The sequence below is a fragment of the Baekduia soli genome (assembly GCF_007970665.1).
GTDB classification, from domain to species: Bacteria; Actinomycetota; Thermoleophilia; order Solirubrobacterales; family Solirubrobacteraceae; genus Baekduia; species Baekduia soli.
This window is the reverse complement of the sequence record NZ_CP042430.1, coordinates 957,285-977,077: the sequence shown is the minus strand read 5'-3', so window position 1 is coordinate 977,077 and position 19,793 is coordinate 957,285. Positions and strand designations below refer to the sequence as shown.

The 19,793-nt window shown below is 74.6% G+C and carries 19 protein-coding genes and 2 tRNA genes; 10 read left to right on the top strand and 11 right to left on the bottom strand.

Going from position 1 to position 19,793, the window contains the following annotated elements:
* Nucleotides 1-28: 28 nt before the first annotated feature.
* The 3 genes from FSW04_RS04545 to FSW04_RS04535 all read right to left on the bottom strand — a co-directional run bounded on the left by FSW04_RS04545 (nucleotide 29) and on the right by FSW04_RS04535 (nucleotide 3,216).
* The gene (locus tag FSW04_RS04545) at nucleotides 29-1,054 is read right to left on the bottom strand and encodes an LLM class flavin-dependent oxidoreductase (RefSeq protein WP_228430883.1); all 1,026 of its coding nucleotides are present in this window, start codon (nucleotides 1,052-1,054) and stop codon (nucleotides 29-31) included.
* A gap of 120 nt (nucleotides 1,055-1,174) precedes the next feature.
* On the bottom strand, nucleotides 1,175-2,317 hold the full coding sequence (locus tag FSW04_RS04540; protein ID WP_146916714.1) for an ABC transporter permease: 1,143 nt from the start codon (nucleotides 2,315-2,317) through the stop codon (nucleotides 1,175-1,177).
* Nucleotides 2,314-3,216 carry an ABC transporter ATP-binding protein gene (locus FSW04_RS04535; protein WP_146916711.1) on the bottom strand — a complete coding sequence of 301 codons (903 nt, stop codon included), beginning with the start codon at nucleotides 3,214-3,216 and terminating at the stop codon, nucleotides 2,314-2,316. The genes FSW04_RS04540 and FSW04_RS04535 overlap by 4 nt, the downstream gene beginning before the upstream one ends.
* Nucleotides 3,217-3,371: 155 nt before the next feature.
* Here FSW04_RS04535 and FSW04_RS04530 point away from each other — a divergent pair, with 155 nt between their 5' ends.
* From FSW04_RS04530 to FSW04_RS04515, 5 genes are read left to right on the top strand one after another with little or no spacing between them, the layout of a single operon-like run.
* Nucleotides 3,372-3,848: a CoA-binding protein gene (locus tag FSW04_RS04530; RefSeq protein WP_146916709.1), complete on the top strand. Its 477-nt coding sequence runs from the start codon at nucleotides 3,372-3,374 to the stop codon at nucleotides 3,846-3,848.
* A 21-nt stretch (nucleotides 3,849-3,869) separates the two neighbouring features.
* The gene (locus tag FSW04_RS04525; protein ID WP_146916707.1) at nucleotides 3,870-4,763 is read left to right on the top strand and encodes an ABC transporter ATP-binding protein; all 894 of its coding nucleotides are present in this window, start codon (nucleotides 3,870-3,872) and stop codon (nucleotides 4,761-4,763) included.
* Nucleotides 4,760-5,632: an ABC transporter permease subunit gene (locus FSW04_RS04520; protein ID WP_146916705.1), complete on the top strand. Its 873-nt coding sequence runs from the start codon at nucleotides 4,760-4,762 to the stop codon at nucleotides 5,630-5,632. Before FSW04_RS04525 ends, FSW04_RS04520 begins: the two co-directional genes overlap by 4 nt.
* The gene (locus FSW04_RS25640; RefSeq protein ID WP_187369244.1) at nucleotides 5,619-5,759 is read left to right on the top strand and encodes a hypothetical protein; all 141 of its coding nucleotides are present in this window, start codon (nucleotides 5,619-5,621) and stop codon (nucleotides 5,757-5,759) included. The genes FSW04_RS04520 and FSW04_RS25640 overlap by 14 nt, the downstream gene beginning before the upstream one ends.
* A gap of 10 nt (nucleotides 5,760-5,769) precedes the next feature.
* A complete protein-coding gene (locus FSW04_RS04515; protein ID WP_146916702.1) occupies nucleotides 5,770-6,609 on the top strand; it encodes a PhzF family phenazine biosynthesis protein in 840 nt (279 codons plus the stop codon).
* On the opposite strand, the gene FSW04_RS04510 is transcribed toward FSW04_RS04515, so the two are convergent.
* Together FSW04_RS04510 and FSW04_RS04505 are read right to left on the bottom strand one after the other, a co-directional pair.
* Nucleotides 6,606-6,902, bottom strand: coding sequence for a hypothetical protein (locus tag FSW04_RS04510; RefSeq protein ID WP_146916700.1), 297 nt, complete (start codon nucleotides 6,900-6,902; stop codon nucleotides 6,606-6,608). The two genes, FSW04_RS04515 and FSW04_RS04510, sit on opposite strands and share 4 nt — an antisense overlap.
* 151 nt (nucleotides 6,903-7,053) lie before the next feature.
* On the bottom strand, nucleotides 7,054-8,097 hold the full coding sequence (locus FSW04_RS04505; protein ID WP_146916697.1) for a lysylphosphatidylglycerol synthase transmembrane domain-containing protein: 1,044 nt from the start codon (nucleotides 8,095-8,097) through the stop codon (nucleotides 7,054-7,056).
* 52 nt (nucleotides 8,098-8,149) lie between these two features.
* On the opposite strand from FSW04_RS04505, the gene FSW04_RS04500 reads away from it, so the two are divergent.
* Both FSW04_RS04500 and FSW04_RS04495 read left to right on the top strand, forming a co-directional pair.
* Nucleotides 8,150-10,588, top strand: coding sequence for an HAD-IC family P-type ATPase (locus FSW04_RS04500; RefSeq protein WP_146916695.1), 2,439 nt, complete (start codon nucleotides 8,150-8,152; stop codon nucleotides 10,586-10,588).
* A gap of 198 nt (nucleotides 10,589-10,786) precedes the next feature.
* Entirely contained in the window at nucleotides 10,787-11,860 is a 1,074-nt protein-coding gene (locus tag FSW04_RS04495; RefSeq protein WP_146916692.1) for a hypothetical protein, read from the top strand.
* Between the two features lie 151 nt (nucleotides 11,861-12,011).
* Here the strand turns inward: FSW04_RS04495 and FSW04_RS04490 are convergent, their stop codons facing one another.
* From FSW04_RS04490 to FSW04_RS04470, 5 genes are all read right to left on the bottom strand, one after another.
* Complete coding sequence (locus FSW04_RS04490) at nucleotides 12,012-13,235, bottom strand: metallophosphoesterase (RefSeq protein ID WP_228430881.1); 1,224 nt, start codon at nucleotides 13,233-13,235, stop codon at nucleotides 12,012-12,014.
* Between the two features lie 218 nt (nucleotides 13,236-13,453).
* Nucleotides 13,454-13,526: transfer RNA gene (locus FSW04_RS04485), tRNA-Ala, on the bottom strand.
* A gap of 227 nt (nucleotides 13,527-13,753) precedes the next feature.
* Nucleotides 13,754-14,215 (bottom strand): PhzF family phenazine biosynthesis protein, encoded by a 462-nt coding sequence (locus tag FSW04_RS26750; RefSeq protein ID WP_146916690.1) that lies wholly within the window; start codon nucleotides 14,213-14,215, stop codon nucleotides 13,754-13,756.
* 4 nt (nucleotides 14,216-14,219) lie between these two features.
* On the bottom strand, nucleotides 14,220-14,795 hold the full coding sequence (locus FSW04_RS26745) for a hypothetical protein (RefSeq protein ID WP_146916687.1): 576 nt from the start codon (nucleotides 14,793-14,795) through the stop codon (nucleotides 14,220-14,222).
* Between the two features lie 57 nt (nucleotides 14,796-14,852).
* A complete protein-coding gene (locus FSW04_RS04470; RefSeq protein WP_146916685.1) occupies nucleotides 14,853-16,784 on the bottom strand; it encodes a diguanylate cyclase in 1,932 nt (643 codons plus the stop codon).
* A gap of 82 nt (nucleotides 16,785-16,866) precedes the next feature.
* Here FSW04_RS04470 and FSW04_RS04465 point away from each other — a divergent pair.
* Nucleotides 16,867-16,939 (top strand) — tRNA-Ala (locus FSW04_RS04465).
* Nucleotides 16,940-17,153: 214 nt separating this feature from the next.
* Here the strand turns inward: FSW04_RS04465 and FSW04_RS04460 are convergent.
* The gene (locus tag FSW04_RS04460; protein WP_187369242.1) at nucleotides 17,154-17,984 is read right to left on the bottom strand and encodes a class I SAM-dependent methyltransferase; all 831 of its coding nucleotides are present in this window, start codon (nucleotides 17,982-17,984) and stop codon (nucleotides 17,154-17,156) included.
* A 285-nt stretch (nucleotides 17,985-18,269) separates the two neighbouring features.
* Between FSW04_RS04460 and FSW04_RS04455 the strand changes: the two genes are divergently transcribed.
* Both FSW04_RS04455 and FSW04_RS04450 read left to right on the top strand, forming a co-directional pair.
* Nucleotides 18,270-18,617, top strand: coding sequence for a YciI family protein (locus FSW04_RS04455; RefSeq protein ID WP_146923479.1), 348 nt, complete (start codon nucleotides 18,270-18,272; stop codon nucleotides 18,615-18,617).
* Nucleotides 18,611-19,792 carry an RNA polymerase sigma factor gene (locus FSW04_RS04450; RefSeq protein WP_146916683.1) on the top strand — a complete coding sequence of 394 codons (1,182 nt, stop codon included), beginning with the start codon at nucleotides 18,611-18,613 and terminating at the stop codon, nucleotides 19,790-19,792. The genes FSW04_RS04455 and FSW04_RS04450 overlap by 7 nt, the downstream gene beginning before the upstream one ends.
* Nucleotide 19,793: the final 1 nt, after the last annotated feature.

Below are 19,793 nucleotides of genomic sequence, written 5' to 3'. Positions count from 1 at the left end.
CGCGGGGCCCCGAGGGCGACCGCCGCGATCACGCCGCCGGGACGGAACCGCTCACGTAGCCCAGCTTCCGCAGCCGCTCGCCGATCCGGCGCACGGTGGCGACCTGGTCGCCCTGGCCGATGAGGAACTGGATGCCGGTCCAGCCCTCCTCGGCGAGGTCGTCCAGGGTGGCGGCGAAGCGCTCCTCGTCGCCCCAGATGCAGAACTGGTCGATGAGCCAGTTGCGCAGGCGGTCGCCGATGACCGTCGCGTTGCGCGCGCCGCGCGTGTTGTCGGCGTGGAACCCGTAGTCATAGGCCTTGCGCAGCGCGAGGATGTCGGCCTCGATCTCGGGCGAGATGTCGCGTTCGGACAGGTCCCCGCGCATCGCGCGGTTGCACATCGCCACGACGACGGCGCCGAGGTCCTCGTTGACGTCCTCGTAGGTCTCGAACATGGAGACCGACGGCGCGATCCACGCCTCGCGGTCGCCGGTGATCTTCGCGGCCGCCAGCCGCCGGCGGCGCACGCCGGGGTCCAGGACGCCGCCGTAGAGCAGCCCGTCGCCGACCTGCCCGGAGAGCTCGGCGGCCTTCGGGCCGTCGGCGGAGACGAGGATCGGGCAGCCCTGGCGCTCGATGCCGGTGGCGGGGATCCGGGATTCGCCGAACGTCCCGCCCTCGCCGCGCCAGTAGCCCTGGATGCACGTGATGGCCTCGGCGACCTCGGCCAGGCGGGCGGGCTTCATCCCCAGGCCGCGCGCCGCGCTGTTGCCGGTGGCCAGCGTGCCGATGACGCGTCCGCCGGTGAACTCGTTCAGGGTGGCGAGGAGGTTGCCGACGATGACCGGGTGGCGGACGACGACGTGGCTGACCAGGGGGCCGATCATCGGGCGCTCGGCGATGCGCGCGATCTCGAGCTGGTGCAGGAAGGACTCCTGGTAGACCGTCGGCGAGTCGGCGACGCTGATCCAGTCGAAGCCGTAGTCCTGGCCCACCACGGCCAGCTCACGCGACTCCTCCATCGACCGCGGGAGCGTCATGAAGCCGTACTTCAACGTCTTGCCCTGACCCATCGGGTTCTCCTCGTGTCGGCGACCGGCCCGGCGACCGGCTCACCACCGACCCAACCAGAGCGCGGCCCCGCGATCAACCGCGGGCGGTCCGAGCGCGGTCGCGCCGGGCCGGCCCGGCGGTCAGGTGCGACGCCCGAGGCGCCAGACGGTGCGGGCGCCGAGGCCGGAGCCGGCGTGGAGGAGGCCGTGGGCGTAGACGCGTCCGGCGAACCGGACGAGGCCGGAGATCGACGCCAGCACGAGGATGACCGCGAGCGCGTGCTGCCACAGCGGCACATCCCCGAGCGCGCTGCGCGCGGGAAGCACGAGCGGCGCCGACAGCGGGAACACGGTCAGCACCTGCGCGAGCGTGCCTTCGGCGTCGGCCGACACCGCGACGTAGCCCGCGAAGTAGGCGGCCACCAGCACCAACGTGACGGGCTGGGCCGCGGTGTCGGCGTTCTGCTGCCGCGAGGCGAGCGCGCCCGCCGCGGCGAAGGCGACGGCGTAGAGCGCGAAGCCCAACGCGAACCACGGGACCACGAGGGCGACGCTGCCGCCGAGCGTCGCCGGGGCGTCGAACGCACCGGCCGCGAGCAGGGTGGCGGCGAGTCCCGCGACGACGCCGAGCTGCAGCAGCCCGAGCACCCCGATCCCGATCACCTTGCCCGCGAGTAGGTGCCTCGGCTGCACGGCGGACAACAGCAGCTCGGCCACGCGGTTGCTCTTCTCCTCCAGGACGCCATTGACCACCCACTGCCCGTACACGGCCAGCGACGTGAGCAGGAGCAGGGCGCCGACGATCGCGACGATGGTCGCGGCGTCGCTGGACCCGGCGTCGGGAGGCTCGAGCGTCGCGACCGTCAGCTCGGGCGCCGGTGGCAGGTGGCGACGGAGAGCCCGCACGGCCGTGTCCGTGAGGGCTGCGAGCTCGGTGTCGACGTTCGCGCGGAACACGAGCCGGTCGTCATCCAGGACCAGCAGCGCGTCCGCGTCCCCGGCCGTGAGGGTCCGGCGCCCGGCAGCCTCGGAGGCGACGACCCGCAGGCGCACGCGGGCGTGCAACGGGTCGGCGGTGCGCGCCAGCGCCGCCTCGAGCCCCGCGGGCATCCGCCCGGTCACCGCGACGCGGTAGGTCGTCCGTCCCGAGAGCGAGCGGTCCAGCGCGGTCGAGCCGCCCACGAGCAGGAGCAGGACGAGCGTCGCCACGAGGAACGCCCGGCTGCGCAGGCGCTCGCGGATCTCGCGCCCGGCGACCAGGGCCACGACACGCCACGCGCTCATCGGCCGACCATCTCCATGAAGAGCTCCGCGAGCGAGGGCGGGCCGTAGGAGAACGCCGCGACCCGCCCCGCTCGCTGCGCGGCGTCGAGCACGCGCGCCGGATCCACGTCGCCGCGCGCCACGATCCGCAGGCGTCCGTCCTGCTCCTCGACGAGCTCGACGCCGGGGACCTCCGGCCGCCAGCCGGGCGCGGCGCCCTCGAGCCGCACCTCGATCCGGCGCCGTGTCGAGGCCTGTCGCAGCGCGTCGATGTGCCCCGCGACGACCAGGCGGCCCTCGTCGATGATCGCGACGTCCTCGCACACGTCCTCGACGAGGTCGAGCTGGTGGCTCGAGAAGAGCACCGCGGCGCCGCGGTCCGCCTCTCCGCGCAGCACCTCGGCGAGCGTGCGCACGGCGAGAGGGTCGAGCCCGGCGAACGGCTCGTCGAGCACGAGCAGCGCCGGCTCGTGCAGCAGCGCCACCGCGAGCTGGGCGCGCTGCTGGTTGCCGTGCGAGAGCTCCTCGATCCGCGCCCCCGCGCGATCGCCGAGCGAGAGGCGCTCGATCCAGCGCGCCGCCGATCCGCGTGCCGCCGCTGCGCCGAGGCCGTGGATGCGGCCGAGGTAGACGAGCTGGTCCAGCAGGGCCATCCGCGGATAGAGCCCGCGTTCCTCCGGCATGTACCCGAAGCGCAGCCGCTCGGACGGCCCGACCGGCCGCCCGCCCCACCGCACCTCGCCGGCGTCGGGGACGACGAGCCCGAAGACGGTGCGCATCGCCGTCGTCTTGCCGGCGCCGTTCGGACCCAGGAAGCCCAGCACGCGACCGGCCGGGACCCCCAGCGAGACGGCGTCCAACGCCACGATGTCCCCGAAGCGCTTGGTCACCGACGTCAGCTCGAGGCCTGTGATCTCCATGCCACGGCCACCGTCGCAGGCCGCCGGGCGCCGGCCATCGGGGCTTGGGCCGGTGGCCGCTCGCGGTGAGCTCGCCGGCCACGTCCGTAGTCCGGCGCAACGACATCCGTGCCGGGCCCGATGCGCCGCGGCGGCGGCCGGGGCACCATCGCCGCATGCAATCGATCAAGGACGCGGCCGCGGCGTTCCTGGCCCACCGGCGCATCGCGGTGACCGGCGTCTCGCGGCAGCCCAAGGGCCACGGGGCCAACGTCGTCTACCAGCGCCTGCGCCAGCGCGGCTACGAGGTCTTCGCGGTCAACCCCAACGCCGAGGAGGTCGAGGGGGACCCGTGCTTCGGCGACCTGCGCGCGATCCCCGGCGGCGTCGAGGCCGTCGTCATCGGGACGCGGCCGGAGGTCGCCGAGGCGACGATGCGCGAGTGCGCCGAGCTCGGGATCGGGCACGTGTGGATGCACCGCGGCCCGGGGTCCGGGAGCGTGTCCCCGGCCGCCGCCGCCGCGGGCCGCGAGCGTGGCATCGCCGTGATCGACGGCGGCTGCCCCTGCATGTTCGGCCCGACCTCCGACCCCGGCCACCAGGCCATGCGCGCCGTGCTCACGCTCACCGGCAACGTGCCGCGGCGCGTCTGAGCGCCCGGGGCGCGCGCTCCGATGACCGCCGTCGTACAGACCGATCGCCTGACGAAGCGCTACGGCGGCGCGCGCGGGATCGAGGACCTGTCGATGACCGTGCGACCCGGCGAGATCTTCGGGTTCCTGGGACCCAACGGGGCCGGCAAGACGACGACGATCCGCACGCTGCTGGACCTCCTGCACCCGACGAGCGGGAGCGCCCGGCTGTTCGGCCTGGACAGCCACCGCGACAGCCGGGCCATCCGCGCGCGGCTGGGCAACCTGCCCGGCGACTTCTCCTACGAGCCGCGCGTCACCGGCCGCGCCGCCCTGGAGCACGTCGCCGCGCTGCGGGGCGTGCGCGACCTGCGCCGTGCCGACGCCCTGGCCGAGCGCTTCCGCGCGGACCTGTCGCGCCGCATCGGGGACCTGTCGCGAGGCAACCGCCAGAAGGTCGGGCTGATCCAGGCGCTGTTCCACGAGCCCGAGCTGCTCATCCTCGACGAGCCGACCGGCGGCCTCGACCCCCTGATGCAGGAGGAGTTCCTCGCCGTCATCGGCGAGGAGCGCGACCGGGGCGCGACGGTCCTGCTGTCCTCCCACGACCTCGACGAGGTCCAGCGCGCGTGCGATCGCGTGGCGATGGTCCGCGACGGGCGCCTCATCGCCGTCGAGGACGTCGCCGCGATGCGCGCGCGGGCCCACCGCGAGGTCAGCGTGCGATTCGCCGGCCCCGTCGCGGCGGCCGAGCTGGCCGCCCTGCCCGGGGTGACGGACCTGCGCACGACGGCCGACACGGTGCACTTCCACGTCAGCGGTCCGATCGACCCGGTCATCAAGGCGATCGCGCGCCACGAGGTCGGCGACCTCGAGGTCACCCGGCCCACGCTGGAGGAGCTGTTCCTGTCCTACTACCGCGCAGGCACGGCGTGAGCGCCGCCGCCCACCCCGTCGCCCCGCCCCGCGCGCCGGGCGGCACGCGGCCGGCCGCCGCGCCGGCGGTGCCGCCGGGCACCGCGCGCTCGCTGTGGGCGCTCGTGCGCCGCGGCGTGCGCGACCAGGCCCGCGCGCCGCTGACCTGGGGCGGCGGCCTGGGCGCGATGGGCGCCCTGATGGCGGCGCTCTGGCCGTCGATCCAGGGGTCGATGGACCAGCTCATGCGCAGCTACCCCGAGGGCCTCAAGCAGGCCTTCGGCATCGAGGAGCTCGACTCCGTCGAGCGCTACGTCGACGCGGAGATGCTCAGCCTCATCGTGCCCTTCGTCGCGGCCTTCTTCGTGATCCGCTGCGTGACGCGTGCGACGGCGGGCGCCGAGGAGCGCGGCCACCTCGACACGCTGCTGTCGCTGCCCGTCTCGCGGCGCGTGCTCATGGCCGCGGCGTTCGGCGTCGCCGGGATCGCGCTCGCCGCGATCCTCGCGGTGTTCTTCGCGCTGACCTGGCTGGCCGGGACGATCGCGGGCACCGGGATCTCGGCGGCCACGCTCGGTGCGGGCGTGCTCAACGTGTGGCCGATCGCGATGGCCTTCGGCGGCCTGGCGGCGCTCTTCGCCGGCGTGGCCCACCGGCCGGGCGTGGTCACCGGGGTCGCCTCGGGCGCGATCGTGGCGATGTACGTCGTCGACCTCGTCGGCAAGCTCTCCGATCCGCTGCGACCCGTCCGCGCGGTCTCGGCGTTCCGCTACTACGGATCGGCGGTGCAGGACGGCCTCGACGTCAGCCACGCCGTGGCGCTCACCGCCGTCGGCGTGGCGCTCGCGGCCGCCGGCGCCGTGCTGTTCGACCGCCGTGACGTGCTCTGAGGACGAGATGCACGAGGACCTCACGCTCGGGCCGATCGAGCTGCCCTCCCGCCAGGACGACCGCGCCCAGCCCCCGCGGCGGAGCGACCAGACGTTCGTGCCCGCCGTCTACCGAGCGCGCCGCTAGCCTCCGAGACGTGCGCCCGCGCCCCTTCGTGCAGGTCGACGTCTTCTCCGCCGAGCCCCTGGGCGGCAACCCGGTGGCCGTCGTGCTCGACGCCGGGGACCTCGACACGGAGGCCATGCAGCGCCTCGCGCGCTGGACGAACCTGTCCGAGACGACGTTCGTGCTGACGCCGACCACACCGGAGGCCGACTACCGCGTCCGGATCTTCACGCCGTCCCGCGAGCTGCCCTTCGCCGGGCACCCGACGCTCGGCACCGCCCACGCGTGGAGCGCAGGCGTGCCCGGGCGCGAGGGGCGCGACCGCCTCGTCCAGGAGTGCGCGGCCGGGCTCGTGCCGCTGCGCCGCGACACCGGCGGCCGCCTGGCGTTCGCCGCCCCGCCGACGCTGCGCTCGGGCCCGGTGGAGCCGGCGCTGGCCGCCGAGGTCGTCGCCGCGCTGGGCCTCGAGCGCGAGCGGGTGCTCGACCTGCAGTGGGCCGACAACGGCCCGGGGTGGATCGCGGTGCTGGTCGACTCCGCCGCGACCGCGCTCGCCGTGCAGCCGGCGCCGATCGGCCAGGACGTCGGGATCGTCGCGCTCTGCGCGCCGGGCGACCCGGAGGCGATCGAGGTCCGCGCGTTCTTCCCCGGCCCGAGCGGGGCGATGCTCGAGGACCCGGTGACCGGGAGCTTCAACGCGTCGGTGGCGCAGTGGCTGCTGGGCTCCGGGCGGCTCGCCGCGCCCTATGTCGCGCGCCAGGGCACCGTGCTCGGCCGAGCCGGCCGCATCCACGTGGACCGCGACGAGGACGGGACGGTCTGGATCGGCGGGGACACCACGACGGTGCTCGCGGGCACCGCGACGGTCTAGGGCGTCTCGTCGGCGGGCGACGGCGCCGGCAGCCGGACCGGGGCGATCGCCCGGTCCACGACCCACGCCGACGCCGCGCCGAGCGCCCGCTCGACGCGGGCGATCGCGTCCTCGGCGTCGGCGGCCCAGACGAGCAGGGCGTGGGCGGGCGGTGCCGCGACGAACCCCTCGGGGACCGGGGCGCCGCCGGCGTAGCTGGCGAGATGGTCGATCCTCGCCCGGTCGAGCCGGCCGAGCTCCTCGACGCTGGCCGGTCCGCGAGCCACGACACGCCAGCTCACCACGGTCCCCATGGCCGCGACATACCCGGAAGCGGCGCGTCATACGAGGAAGTGGAGCCAGGGGCGATCGAACCCCCGACCTCCTGCCTGCAGAGCATCCGCTCCGCGGCTGCTGCCCAGGTCGGCCGCCACCTGCGCCGCATCACCCCTCCACGGCGTGGCCTCAGTTCGCAGGGCCCTCGGGTGAGGATCCCCAGGCGCTGACGGTGCGCAGCAGGTGCAGATAGGCCAGCGCGCCGGGGATGATCGGCAGCCAGTAGGCGAACGCGCGGTAGCTCAGCACGACGGCGAGGGCGAGCCCGCCGTCGACGCCGAATGCCAGCAGCGCGCCGATCATGCCGCCCTCCACGCCGCCGAGCCCACCGGGAAGCGGCAGCAGGTTCCCGAGCATCCCGGTGAAGTAGGCCATGACGATGACGCCCCCGGACGGCGTGTCACCGAACGCATGGAAGCACGCCCAGAGCACGGCGATGTCCAGCGCCCACCAGCCCAGGGCGCCGAGGAGCGCGGGGTCGCGTCGGCGCAGCAGCAGGATGGCACCGCGCACCCCGTCGCCCACGGTGGCCATCCACCCGGCGGCGGCACGGGGCCAGCGAGCGGCGCGACCGGTCCCCGGGAGGCGTCGTCCCACGCGGCCGCCCAGGTCGCGCGGCAGCGTGGCCGCCAGCAGCGCGGTCACGATCACCAGTCCTCCGAACAGCGCAGGGACGACGGTCAGCCCGGTGGGCGCGGGCCCCGCCAGCACTCCCGTCCGCAGACCGGCTCCGACCAGCACCAGCGCCGCCATGAAGACCCCGTAGAGCGCCACGTAGAACGTCGTCAGGCCGGCGACCATGTCGCCGCGCCGCATGCCGCTGCGACGCAGCGCCCACGCGCTGAGCACGATCCCGCCCGCCCCGGCAGTCGCGAGCAGCCGCGAGGCGGCCACGCCCGCCAGGGCGATGTCGTAGCTCTCACGCCAGCCGATCCGCGACCCGGGACGCGCGAAGGCCCGGTGGAACGTCCAGACGTACGAGCCGTAGGACCCGACCTCGAACAGCGCGGCGGCGACCAGCCACCGCGGGTCGCCGGACGACAGCCGGCCCCAGCTGTCGCCGAGCCCGGCCAGCTTCGGCAGGCCGAGGTAGAGGGCCACGGCCGCCGCCGCCGCGATGATGATCGACCACCATGGCGGGCGCCGCGGACTATCCGGGGCTCGGCCCGCCATCGCCGACGACCGTATCTCGATCGGCAGGACCGATCGCGCCTAGGATCCGGAGATGCGCCCCCGGCGGCACTCCTCGGACCCGCCCTCCCCCCTGGCGCCGCCACCCGACGCACCGCCGGGCGCCCCGACCGGCCGCTCGGGGCTGACCGAGGCCGAGGCGCACCGGCGACTGCTCGAGCGCGGTGAGGTGGCGCCACCGGCCACCAGCCGCTCCTACGCCAGCATCGTGCGGGCCAACACGCTGACGGTCTTCAACCTGATCCTGATCGTGTTCGGCGCGATGACGCTCGCGTTCGCCGACTGGCGGGATGCGCTGTTCCTCGGGGTGCTGGTCGCGAACACGACGATCGGCATCGTCCAGGAGGTCCGCGCCAAGCGCGCGCTCGACCGGCTCGCCGCGCTCGTCGCGCCGACCGCCACCGTGGTGCGCGACGGACGTCCGCGCGAGGCCGCGGTGGCCGAGCTCGTGCCCGGCGATCTCGTGCGCCTCAAGCCGGGCGACCAGGTGGTGGCCGACGGCCGGCTCACGGAGGCGGAGGGACTGGGGATCGATGCGTCGATCCTCACCGGCGAGGCCGAGGCGGTCGCGGTGCGGACGGGCGACGAGGTGCGCTCCGGCTCGTTCGCCGTCGAGGGCGGCGGGGCCTTCGTCGTCGAGGCGGTCGGCCCCGACAGCTACGCCGAGCGGGTGGCCGGCGAGGCACGGCGGTTCCGCCATCCCCGCTCGCCGCTCGAGCAGGCCGTCAACCGGCTGCTGTTCGGGCTCGTCGGGCTCATGCTCGTGCTCGGTGGGATCCTCGGCTACGCGCTCTGGCGCCGTCACGCGGGGCTCTCGGACGCCGTCTCGACGTCGACCGCGGCCGTGCTCAGCATGGTGCCCGAGGGCCTGGTGCTGCTCGTGAGCCTGACCTACGCCGTGGCGTCGCTGCGCATGGCCCGTCGCGGGGCGCTCGCGCAGCAGCTCAACGCGATCGAGTCGCTGGCGGCGGTCGACGTGATCTGCACCGACAAGACCGGGACCCTCACCGAGGCGGCGCTGCGTGTGGTGGAGGCGATGCCCGCCCCGGCGTTCGAGCGCGACGCCCTCACGGTGGCCCTCGCCCGGTACGCCGCCAGCACCCCCGAGCGCAACGGCACGCTGGCGGCGATCGCGGAGGCCTTCCCGGCCGAGGCCGAGCCGGTGGGCAGCCGGGTCCCCTTCTCCTCGCAGCGGCGCTGGAGCGCCCTCGAGCTGTCGGGCGAGACCCTCGCGCTCGGAGCGCCCGAGCGCTTCGAGCTCGGGTCGCTGCGGGCCGCCGCCGAGCAGCACGCGGCCGAGGGCCGCCGCGTGCTGGCGCTGGCGCGCGGGGAAGGACGGCTCGACGGTGCGCGGGGCGACACGCCGCCTCCGGTGGGGCTGCGGGTCATGGGCCTCGTCGTCCTCGGCGAGCGGCTGCGCCCCGACACGCGCGAGATGGTCGCCTATCTCCTGGCCCAGAACGTGGAGCTCAAGGTGCTCTCCGGCGACGCTCCCGCGACGGTCGCGGCCATCGCCCGGGACGCCGGCATCCCCGTCGGCGGCCCGGCGCTCGTGGGCGCCGACCTCCCCGATGATCCGGTGCAGCTGCGCGCCGTCGTGCTGAGCACGACCGTCGTCGGACGGATCTCCCCCGACGACAAGCGCCGCTTCGTGCAGGCGCTCGCCGATGCGGGCCGCTACGTCGCGATGGTGGGCGACGGCGTCAACGACGTGCCCGCGCTCAAGGCCTCCCGGCTGGCGATCGCCCAGGGCACCGGCGCCCAGATGGCCCGCAGCGTCGCGGATCTCGTGCTCGTCCGGGGCAGCTTCGCCGTCGTGCCGCCGATGATCGAGCAGGGCCGCCAGGCGCTGCGCAACCTGCAGCGGGTGGCCAAGCTGTACGTGACGAAGTCCGCGTTCGCGGCCTTCCTGATCCTGTTGATCGGGACCACGTCGACCGCCTACCCGCTGCTGCCACGCCACTTCAGCCTGGCCGCCGGGCTCACGATCGGGATCCCGACCTTCTTCCTGGCGCTGGCGCCCAGCAGCGGGCCGTGGCGCTCGGCCAGCTTCTCGCGCGACGTCGCACGCTTCGCCGTCCCGGCGGGGACGCTGGTCGGCGTCGGCGTGCTGGCGAGCTACCTGTTCGGCCTGCACACGCTCGCGATGCCGGTGATCGAGGCCCGGACCGTGGCGATCACGGTCCTCATCGTCCTCGGCCTGTACCTCATCGTCGTCCTGGAGGCCACCGGTGCGCAACGCCTGACCATCGTGTCGATGGCCGTCGCGGCCCTCGCCGCGCTCTACGTCGTCGCGTTGCTCACGCCGCCGGTCCGCCGCTTCTTCCTCCTCGCACCGCCGAATGCCGGGATCATCGCCACCGCGGTCTGCGGCAGCCTCCTCTCGCTGTTCGCGCTGGCGCTGAGCGGCTTCACCCCGGGAGCCGCCGCCCTGCTCACGCCGCCCGAGTCACCGGCGGCACCGCAGGGCTGAGCGCCGCGGCCGAGGGCGGCCGTCCTCGTATCGCGGTGTCAGGGCCGCCGGTCCTCTGGCCGGCGACGCCCCGCGTCGCGCTGGGTTGTGGGTGACTACGGTCGTCGACGTCATCGGAGCACGGATGGCGACGGGCTCATGAGGCGCAAGGCTGCTCCCGACAGCAGAACGAACGACCGCTACAGGACGGAGGGTCCCATGAGCCCGGCACAGAGGCTTCGCGCGAGGGTTCGTCGGGTCGTCGCCGGATCGCTGCTGGCCGCCGCGGTGTGCGCGCCCGCGCCGACCCTGGCCCAGGTGCCGGGGGCGGAGTACAGCGGGACCATCAACGGCGGCGGCACGGTGAAGCTCTCCGTGGGGTCGAACGGGACCGAGATCCAGAGCTTCCGAGCGTTCGATGTGCCCGGTCAGGACGGCTCCGGCGCCTGTGGCATCAGCCTTGCCGGGCTGTACGCCCTGAGTGTGCCGATCGTCGGCAACGCCTTCTCCAGACCCGACCCCACGGGCGGGTTCACCTTCGACGGCGTCTTCCCCTCCCCGCAGCAGGCCCAGGGCACGCTGAACATCACCTACCAGGGCTGCGTCACCGGGACCCGCTCGTGGACTGCCGGGACGACGGCCACGGCGCCGACGCCCAGTCCCACACCGGGCCCGACGCCAAGCCCCACGCCCGCCCCGTCCGGCGGGTCGGTGTCGGGTTCCATCGGCAACGTCCACGTGATCTCCGGCGGCCGCGTGTCGGCCACGTACACCACCACCTTCAGCCTGTGCACCGCATCCGGCTACTGCGGCTGGTACGCCCACGCGTGGCAGCTGCCCGCCTCCCAGCCGTGCTCGGAGGACACGTCCCACCTCACCTACGTCGGGGATCTCCACAGCACCTCCGGGACCGAGACGGAGACCGACACCTTCTCGCCCGCGTTCTCCGGCAGGATCCGCCTCTGCCTCTACGCCCGCCAGGCGAGCGTCGAGCACCTGGTCGCCGAGGCCGTCTTCGCGCCGGGCGGGCCGACCTCGTCGCGCCCATTCTCGATGACCCGCGCACAGAGCGAGGTGCGCCGGGCCCTGACACGACGCTTCGGCACGCGCTTCACCCGGGGGCTCGGATACCGGCGCGCGTGCAGCCGCCGCTCGGCGCTTCGCGTGCGCTGCGTGGTGTCCTGGCGCTACGCGCGCGACCGCTACCGCGGGAGCGTGACCGTCTGGGTCCACAGCATCACCTCGACGCACACGCACTACAGCATCCGCATCGTGCGCACCCGCGGGGCCTGAGCCCGCCGCTTCTCCGTCGCGTGCAAAGCAGGCCGACAGGTCGGCGAGAACCCCGAGAATCCGCGGTCTTCATGGGGATTCGTCGTTCATCCTGCGCATCGCCACCCGGGATCGGAGCGGGAGCGACCGACGCGCCGGTGCGGCTCAGGCGTTACGGCTGGACGCGCTCCCAGCTGAATGGACCGAAGCTGCTGCTCGAGGGCGGGTTGAATGCCCACGGGTCGTCGGTCAGGCGCGTGTACTCGAGCGGCTGGGCCGGGAACGTGGTGCCGCCGTGTACGACGATCCGGTGGAAGTTGGGCACGTCGTAGGCGCCGCCGTTGGCCGCCTGGTTGGCGTAGGCATCGTCGGCGCACGGCTTCGTCGAGGCGTCAGGCGCTCCGGTCTCGACGACGCACGGCGCGCCGGGCATCAGCGGGTTGTCCGAGCGGTAGGCGTGCGAGTCGCCGTTGAAGAGCAGCACCGGCTTGCCGAACGACATCGTGTTCGCGGCGATCGCGTCGATGAACGGCTTGTAGTCCGCGATGTGCGAGGGCGCCTTGCCGTCGAGGTCCCACATGTCGGCCTGCTCGAGGATGACGACGCTGCCGGCGCCGTCGGCGCTGGCCTGGGCGAACGCCTGGGAGAGCCAGTCGAGGTCGGCCTGCGTGCGCTGGGCGATCTCGTCGGTCTGCGCCTGCGTGCGCGACTGGCCGAACCAGTTGTCGGCGTCGTTGTTCGAGCCGCCTGGGATGTTCAGCGTCACGAACAGCGTCTGCGACTGCTGCCACATCACGTTCTCGGCGTAGGCCACGTCGGTGCCCGTACCAACCTGCGCCTGCGAGAGCACCTGCTTCGGGCGGCCGCCGAGCGTGTACCCGGTCCGCGGGAAGAAGATCGAGCGCACCGCGGCCAGGTTCGGCAGCGGGTTCCCGCCGAAGTCGCTGCCCGGCAGCTCCTTGTTCTTCTGGCAGTCGGTCCACTCGTTGTCGCCGGGCGTGTAGATCAGCGGATCCTTGAACGCCGTCCACATGTCGGCGACCGACTGGTCGTACGCGACCGTGCACTTCTGGCTGCCCGAGTGGAGGTCCCCGACGTGCGCCACCAGGCTCACCTCCGGGTCGCGGTTGACCCCGTCGACGAACGCCGGCGTCGCGTCGAACGCCGCGGTGTCCGCGTTGCTCGCGCCGTACGGAGCGTCGCCGAAGACCGCGAGGGTCAAGGGGTTCGCCGACCCGGTGTTGACCGGCGTGCCGTTCCCCGCCATCGCCGCCCCTGGCACCGACAGCAAGCCGACAACGACGAGTCCTGTGAATACGGCCCTGTTCATGGAATCTCCTGACGCGAGTGGGCGGCCGAGGCTAAGCACGTCAGCGAGCGGACGGGTGAACAGCATGTGACGGGCGCTGCTCGGCGCATGCCCTCCGGAGCCGCACGTGCGCGGCACCCACGTGGGCGACGAAGCTGCTCGGCATCGACGTCGACGATCGGTGCACGATGGCCGGACGCGCTGCTCGAGCCCGACCCGTAGCGGCCCGAACGGCGCTCTGCCGGCCCCCGAAGCGCTCTCCGCCTGAACGACGAAAGCCCCGCATCATCGGGGCTTTCGTGGAGTGGAGCCAGGGGGGATCGAACCCCCGACCTCCTGCTTGCAAAGCAGGCGCTCTCCCAGCTGAGCTATGGCCCCGGACGGCTCGGAGTCTAGCCCGGCGAGGAGGAGCGCGAGCGCGCCGAGGCGAGGGCCTCAGGCGCGCTCGCGGCATCCTTCGTCCCCCGCGGGGCGAGGGAGCGTGCGCGCCGGAAGTGTTCCCCGATGCCGGCGCGCTGCCTGTGTCACGGTGGGTGTCGGCCGGTGCGCGCCAGGCCTCCAGCGGCGGTCGGTGCGCCTGGACGCCTGGACGAGCGGCGCGCCGATCAGATCCGCAGCTCGCCCTGCAGGACGACCACGCACTCACCGCCGACGCGGAGGCGGTCGCCGTCCATCGCCGTGTCGATGCGGCTGGGCCGGCCCATGGCCAGGCCCTGGTCGACGCGCAGCGCGGTGACGCCGGCCAGGCGGTGCAGGAAGGCGCACAGCGATCCGGCGGCCGACCCCGGCGGGCTCCTGGAGCATCTCGGCCCGCGCGCGGTCCCCAGCGACGGGTGCCCCGCGAACGGAATCTCCTGGGCGGTCGTAAAGGTCCGGTGGCGGTAGTCGGCGCCCTCGCGGGTCGCCGTCTGCAGGAAGGTCGCCTCGGAGAGGTTGGTCTCCCGCGCGACCCGCAGCATCGTGTCGGCGTCCAGCCCGTCGCGTTCGTGGACGACCGCCAGGCCGTCGCCGGTCGGCGGGGTCGAGGTGAAGACGTCGAGCCAGGTCAGCCGGCGGCGGGTCGCCACGCGGCTAGAAGTCGAAGTCCTTGGGCGGCTTCTGCTCGAACCAGAGCCGGTCGTGCTCCGGCGTCTCCTGCAGGAAGTCCGGCGTCTCCTCCAGCACGTCCTCGGCGTCGTCGTCGGCCGGCACGACGTCGGGGTCCGGGCCCGCGGCGGGGGGGCGCGGCGCCTCCTCAGGCGGCTCGGGCCCCGCCTCGCGGCGGCCGCCGCCGCGGTCGCTGAGCGCCTGCCCGAGCTCCTCGGAGGAGAACTCCCGCGTGGCCTGCTGGGTCCACGGGTCGCCGTGGGGCGGCGTGGCGGTCTGATCCTCGGCCTCGGCGTAGGGCGCATCGTGGTGCACCAGCCCCTCGTCGGGCACCGGCTCGTCGTGATCGTGCCCGACGTGCACGGACTCGGGCTCGTCGTGGGCGGCCGGCTCCAGGTCGGCCTCGTCGGGCGGCGCGCCCGGGCCGTCGGCGAGGTCGACGTCGCCCCGGCGCACGGGGCCGAGCGCCTCGACCTCCTCGCGTTCGATCTCGGTCGGGTCGGCGCCCCGGCGGCGCTTGAGCTCGAGGTGCTCCCGGATGGCGTCATCCAACAGGCCCATGGTGCCCTTAGCGTAACGAGCCAACGGGCCGGACGGCGACGGGCGGCGGCCCGCCGGTCATGGCGCGCGCACCGTCTGGTTCTTGCCGGCCCGCTTGGCCTGGTAGAGCGCCTCGTCGGCGGCGGCCACCAGCCCGCGCACGCTGTCGGCCGACGTGGGCAGCGCCGCCGCGCCGAAGCTGGCCGTGATCTGCAGGGGCTCGGCGCCGGGGTCGCCGACGATCGGCAGGCGCAGCGCCTCGATGCCCTCGCGGACGCGCTCGGCCAGCTCGTAGGCGCCCGGCAGCCCGGTCCCGGGGAGGATGACGGCGAGCTCCTCGCCGCCGTAGCGGGCGGGCTCGTCGATCTCGCGCGAGGAGGCCCGCAGGATCCGCGCGACCTCCCGCAGGACGAGATCGCCCTGCTGGTGGCCGTAGCTGTCGTTGACGGCCTTGAAGTCGTCGATGTCGAGCATGACCAGGCCGAGCTCCTGCCCGAAGCGCTTGGAGCGCTCGACCTCGGCCGACATCGTCTCCTGGAAGCGCCGCCGGTTCGACAGCCCCGTGAGCTCGTCGGTGACGGCCTGGCGCTCGACGGTCTCGTGCAGGCCGACGTTCTCGACCGACACGGCGGCCTGGCCCGCCAGGTAGTGGAAGAGCTCGCGCTCGCGGTGGGTGAACGCGCGCTCGGGGCGCCACACGGAGATCAGCCCCGTGACCACGTCGGCGCGCTCGCCGGCGGCCGGCCCGGCGCGCAGCGGGTGCGCGAGCGCATGACCGCCGTCGACCTCGGCCAGCGACGGCTGCCCCGTGGCCAGGACCTCGCGCTCGGCCTCGGCGACCGCGGCGGGCAGCGAGCCGTCGCCGACGCCCGCCACGGGGACGAGGTCGCCGTCGATCTCGCGCTGGGCCAGCGCGTGGCCGCCGACGGCGTCGACGGCGTCGACGGCCGTGCGCACGACGATCTCCAGCAGGCCGTCGCGGTCCAGGCTGGAGGCGAACGTCTCCCCGATGCGCCGCAGGGAGAGCTCGAGGCGCAGGCGCTCCTGGGCGAGCTCGCGCAGCCGCCCGTCGAGCTCGGCCGCCATGTTGTTGAACTCGCCGCCGAGCTGGGCGAACTGGTCGCGGCCGCGGGTCGGCGCCCGGGCCGAGAAGTCACCGGCGCCCAGGCGCCGCGCGGCCGCGAGGAACTCCTCGATCTGGCGGTTCAGCGACCGGGAGACGACGAGCGCCGAGACGAGCGCCAGCAGGAAGAAGCCCGCGAGCACGACGCCGGCCTTCAGGCGCCCGCGCCGGATCGCCGAGGCCGTCTGGGCGTGGGGCTCAAGGACGGTGACCTGGACGCGCTCGCTGCCGAACCCGGGTGCGGCGAAGCTCGCGGCCTGGAACTCCTGGCCGCCCACCTCGACCTTGCCGCTGGCCCCGCTGGGCGGCAGCCGCGGTGATCCCGGCGCGGGGATCGTCGAGGCGATGATCCGGTCGTTGCGCAGGACGAGCGTCTCCAGGCGCGTGACCCGGCGCACGAGCGTCGCGTAGGTCGCCGCGTCCTGGACGGAGACCTCGAGGTCGGCGACCGTCCTGCCGTCGGCCACGAGCGTCCGCCGCGCCGGGAACGACGCGCCCGGGTCGCCGGCCTGGGCCAGCACGGTCCCCGAGCGCTCGAGGACGATCCGGTCGGCGCGCGTGCTCGCGCGCAGCCGGACGACGGCGCGCTGCACCGCCGCGTCGTCGCCGGCCCGCAGCGCCGAGGCCAGCCCGGGGTCGCGCCCGATCTGCGCGGCGATGCGGTCGGCGCGCGACCGCGCGTTGTAGTACAGGCTGATCGCCGCCTCCTGGCGGCCGGCGACGCGGGCGTCGGCCTGGCCCTGCTCGCTCTCGGCGATGAGCTTGAAGACGACGAGGGTGACCGCGACCATCGGGACGATCACGATGAGCAGGAAGAAGAGTCGCAGCCGGGTGCGAAAGCTCGACAGGCGATCCCGGAGGTCGCCGAAAGGGCCGCGGTCGGACATCTCCCGCCCCGCAGCGTACTCGCGGGGCCGGGCAGCCCGACCCGCCTGGACCGATGGTGGGTGGCTACACTCCAGGCACCTCGGGGCTATAGCTCAGTTGGGAGAGCGCCTGGATCGCACCCAGGAGGTCGGGGGTTCGAGTCCCCCTAGCTCCACTGGAACGGAAGCCCCGCCTGTGCGGGGCTTCTGCGTTGCGGGAGGGCCGGGATCCGCCGCCGCGCCGGGGCCGCCGCAGGTGCGCGCTCGGTGGCCGGCGCGGGCTCGACCGGGGGCGGGGGCGTACGCAGCTCGACGGTGGCCGGGCCGCTCGGCCCACGCCCGGCCGCCAGGCCCCTCGCCAGGCCCGGCGGCGCGCGGCGCGACCGTCCCTCAGGAGCGCGTCCCGACGCCGAGCAGGTACTCGAACGCGTAGCGCGAGTCGCCGCCGCCGCCGAGGTCGGCGTCGTGGAACACGCCGGCCAGCGCGGCGTCGAAGTCCGCCTCGCGGCCGTTGGCCGCGGCGTTGCGCCGCGCGGCGATCGTCGGCCCGTAGCGCTCGATGAAGTGCGTGGCGATCGCCTCGCGCTCCGGGAAGGCGGTGATGTCCAGGGTGTGGCGGGTCATGGGCGACCACGTCACGGTGTCGCCGAACAGCTCGCGGACGTGGTCCTCCGAGCCCCACAGCGGCGCGGGCCGGGCGCCGGGCGGGGGCGCCGGGGCGAACGGGCCGATGGCCCGGAACAGCGCGCCGATCGTGCCCTCCGGGGTCCAGCTCAGCAGCGCGACGGTGCCACCCGGGCGGCAGACGCGCGCCATCTCGGCGGCGGTCCGTTCGTGGTGGGGCGTGAACATCGCCCCGATCGCCGACATGACGACGTCGAAGGACGCGTCGGCGAACGGGAGGTTCTCGGCGTCGGCCGGGACCCAGTCGAGCTCGACGCCGGCGGCCTGGGCGCGGGCCCGGCCCGCCTCCAGCAGCTCGGGGGTCAGGTCGGAGGCCACGACGTCGGCACCGCGCAGGGCCGCCGGGATCGAGGCGTTGCCGGTGCCGGCGGCCACGTCGAGCACGCGCCGGCCGGGGCCGGCGCCGGCCGCCTCGGCGAGGTGCGGGCCGAGCGGTAGCAGGAACGCCTCGACCATCGAGGGGTAGTCGCCCGAGGCCCACATCGCGCGATGGCGCGCCTTGAGCTCGGTGTCTTCGGGAGCCTTGAGAGTGGTCATGGCGCGACGGTAGGGCGACCCCCGCACCGGGACATCGGGAGAACTCCCTATCTTGGCCGCCCCGCCGCCGCGGCCCGCGGCTCGGCGCGACGATCACCGTCGAGCCCATGGGCATGCCCATCGGCGCTTCGCCGACCTGGCCGACCCGCAGGGCGCCACGTTCTCGGTGATGCAGATGATGGCGGGCTGACCCCGCCCCGGCACGTTCGCCGCCCCTTGTCGATTCCGCGGTCCCCCGTTCGTCTCAGCTGCGACCATCCCGGACAGGAGGACCCTGTGAAGTACATGCTGATGATCCACCACGGCAGCACCCCGACCCCGCCCTCGGAGGCGTGGGACCGGCTGCCGGATGAAGAGAAGGCGCAGATCGCCGAGGACTACCGGGCCGTGAGCGAGACGCCGGGCGTCACCCCGGGCCAGCAGCTCCGGTCGCCCGACTCGGCCACCACCGTGCGCGTCCAGGACGGCCGGACGCTGACGACCGACGGGCCGTTCGCCGAGCTCAAGGAGGCGATCGGCGGCTGGCTGCTCTACGAGGCCGATGACCTCGACGCGGCCATCGAGCTCGCCGGCCGGATCCCGGCGGCGCGGCTGGGCGGCGCGGTCGAGATCCGGCCGATCGTCGAGTGGTAGCGCCGGCCGAGCAGGCCTTCCGCGACCACTGGGGCCGCGTGCTCGCGGCCCTCATCGGCCTCCTCGGCGACTTCGACCTCGCCGAGGAGGCCGCGCAGGAGGCCTTCACGATCGCCGCCGAGCGGTGGCCGCGCGACGGCGTCCCGGCCAGCCCGGCCAGCTGGCTGGTGGCGACCGGGCGCAACCGGGCCATCGACCGGATGCGGCGCGAGCGCACGCTGGCCACCAAGCTCCCGCTGCTCGACGTGCCCGAGGCCTCCGAGGACGAGATGGACGACGCGACGTTCCCCGACGAGCGCCTCGAGCTGGTCTTCACCTGCTGCCACCCCGCGCTGTCGACGGAGGCCCAGGTCGCGCTGACGCTGCGCACGCTCGGCGGCCTGGGCACGGAGCAGATCGCCCGCGCGTTCCTGGTCGGCGAGGCGACGATGGCCCAGCGCCTCGTACGGGCCAAGCGCAAGATCCGTGAGGCCGGCATCCCGTTCCGGGTGCCCGCCGACCACCTCCTGCCCGACCGGCTCGCCGCGGTGCTCGCGGTCGTCTACCTCATCTTCAACGAGGGCTACACCGCCCCGCCCGGCCATGACCTCGCCGCCGAGGCGCTGCGGCTGGGCCGCGCGCTGGCCGAGCTCATGCCCGACGAGCCCGAGGTCCACGGCCTGCTGGCGATGATGCTCCTGCACGACGCGCGGCGGGCCGCCCGCGTGCGCGACGGCGACCTCGTGCTGCTCGCCGACCAGGACCGCGCGCTCTGGGACGCCGCGCAGATCGCCGCCGGGCGCGCGGCGCTGGGGCGGGCACTGGCGCTGCAGGGCGACGGCCCCTACGTGCTGCAGGCCGCGATCGCCGCGCGGCACGCCGACGACCCGCGCGACTGGGCGGCGATCGCCGTCCTCTACGCCGAGCTCTCGCGGCGGACGGGGTCCGCGGTCGTCGAGCTGGGCCGCGCGGTCGCCGTCGCCGAGGCCGACGGACCGGAGGCGGGGCTGGCGATCGCCGACGCCCTGGACCTGGGCGACTACCGCTACCTGCACGCCACCCGCGGCGAGCTCCTGCGCCGGCTGGGCCGCACCGGCCCGGCGCGCGCGGCCTACGGGCGCGCGCTGGAGCTCGCCCACGACGAGGCCGAGCGGCGCCTGCTGCGGCGCCGCCTGGCCGAGCTCGGCGACGGCTGAG

What these genes read in the sequence shown, in the direction of transcription:
- FSW04_RS04545 (WP_228430883.1), bottom strand. Translation starts at nt 1,054, where the DNA reads ATGGGTCAGGGCAAGACGTTGAAGTACGGCTTCATGACGCTCCCGCGG.
- FSW04_RS04540 (WP_146916714.1), bottom strand. Translation starts at nt 2,317, where the DNA reads ATGAGCGCGTGGCGTGTCGTGGCCCTGGTCGCCGGGCGCGAGATCCGC.
- FSW04_RS04535 (WP_146916711.1), bottom strand. Translation starts at nt 3,216, where the DNA reads ATGGAGATCACAGGCCTCGAGCTGACGTCGGTGACCAAGCGCTTCGGG.
- FSW04_RS04530 (WP_146916709.1), top strand. Translation starts at nt 3,372, where the DNA reads ATGCAATCGATCAAGGACGCGGCCGCGGCGTTCCTGGCCCACCGGCGC.
- FSW04_RS04525 (WP_146916707.1), top strand. Translation starts at nt 3,870, where the DNA reads ATGACCGCCGTCGTACAGACCGATCGCCTGACGAAGCGCTACGGCGGC.
- FSW04_RS04510 (WP_146916700.1), bottom strand. Translation starts at nt 6,902, where the DNA reads ATGGGGACCGTGGTGAGCTGGCGTGTCGTGGCTCGCGGACCGGCCAGC.
- FSW04_RS04505 (WP_146916697.1), bottom strand. Translation starts at nt 8,097, where the DNA reads ATGGCGGGCCGAGCCCCGGATAGTCCGCGGCGCCCGCCATGGTGGTCG.
- FSW04_RS04500 (WP_146916695.1), top strand. Translation starts at nt 8,150, where the DNA reads ATGCGCCCCCGGCGGCACTCCTCGGACCCGCCCTCCCCCCTGGCGCCG.
- FSW04_RS04495 (WP_146916692.1), top strand. Translation starts at nt 10,787, where the DNA reads ATGAGCCCGGCACAGAGGCTTCGCGCGAGGGTTCGTCGGGTCGTCGCC.
- FSW04_RS04490 (WP_228430881.1), bottom strand. Translation starts at nt 13,235, where the DNA reads ATGCTGTTCACCCGTCCGCTCGCTGACGTGCTTAGCCTCGGCCGCCCA.
- FSW04_RS26745 (WP_146916687.1), bottom strand. Translation starts at nt 14,795, where the DNA reads ATGGGCCTGTTGGATGACGCCATCCGGGAGCACCTCGAGCTCAAGCGC.
- FSW04_RS04470 (WP_146916685.1), bottom strand. Translation starts at nt 16,784, where the DNA reads ATGTCCGACCGCGGCCCTTTCGGCGACCTCCGGGATCGCCTGTCGAGC.
- FSW04_RS04460 (WP_187369242.1), bottom strand. Translation starts at nt 17,984, where the DNA reads ATGACCACTCTCAAGGCTCCCGAAGACACCGAGCTCAAGGCGCGCCAT.
- FSW04_RS04455 (WP_146923479.1), top strand. Translation starts at nt 18,270, where the DNA reads ATGCTGATGATCCACCACGGCAGCACCCCGACCCCGCCCTCGGAGGCG.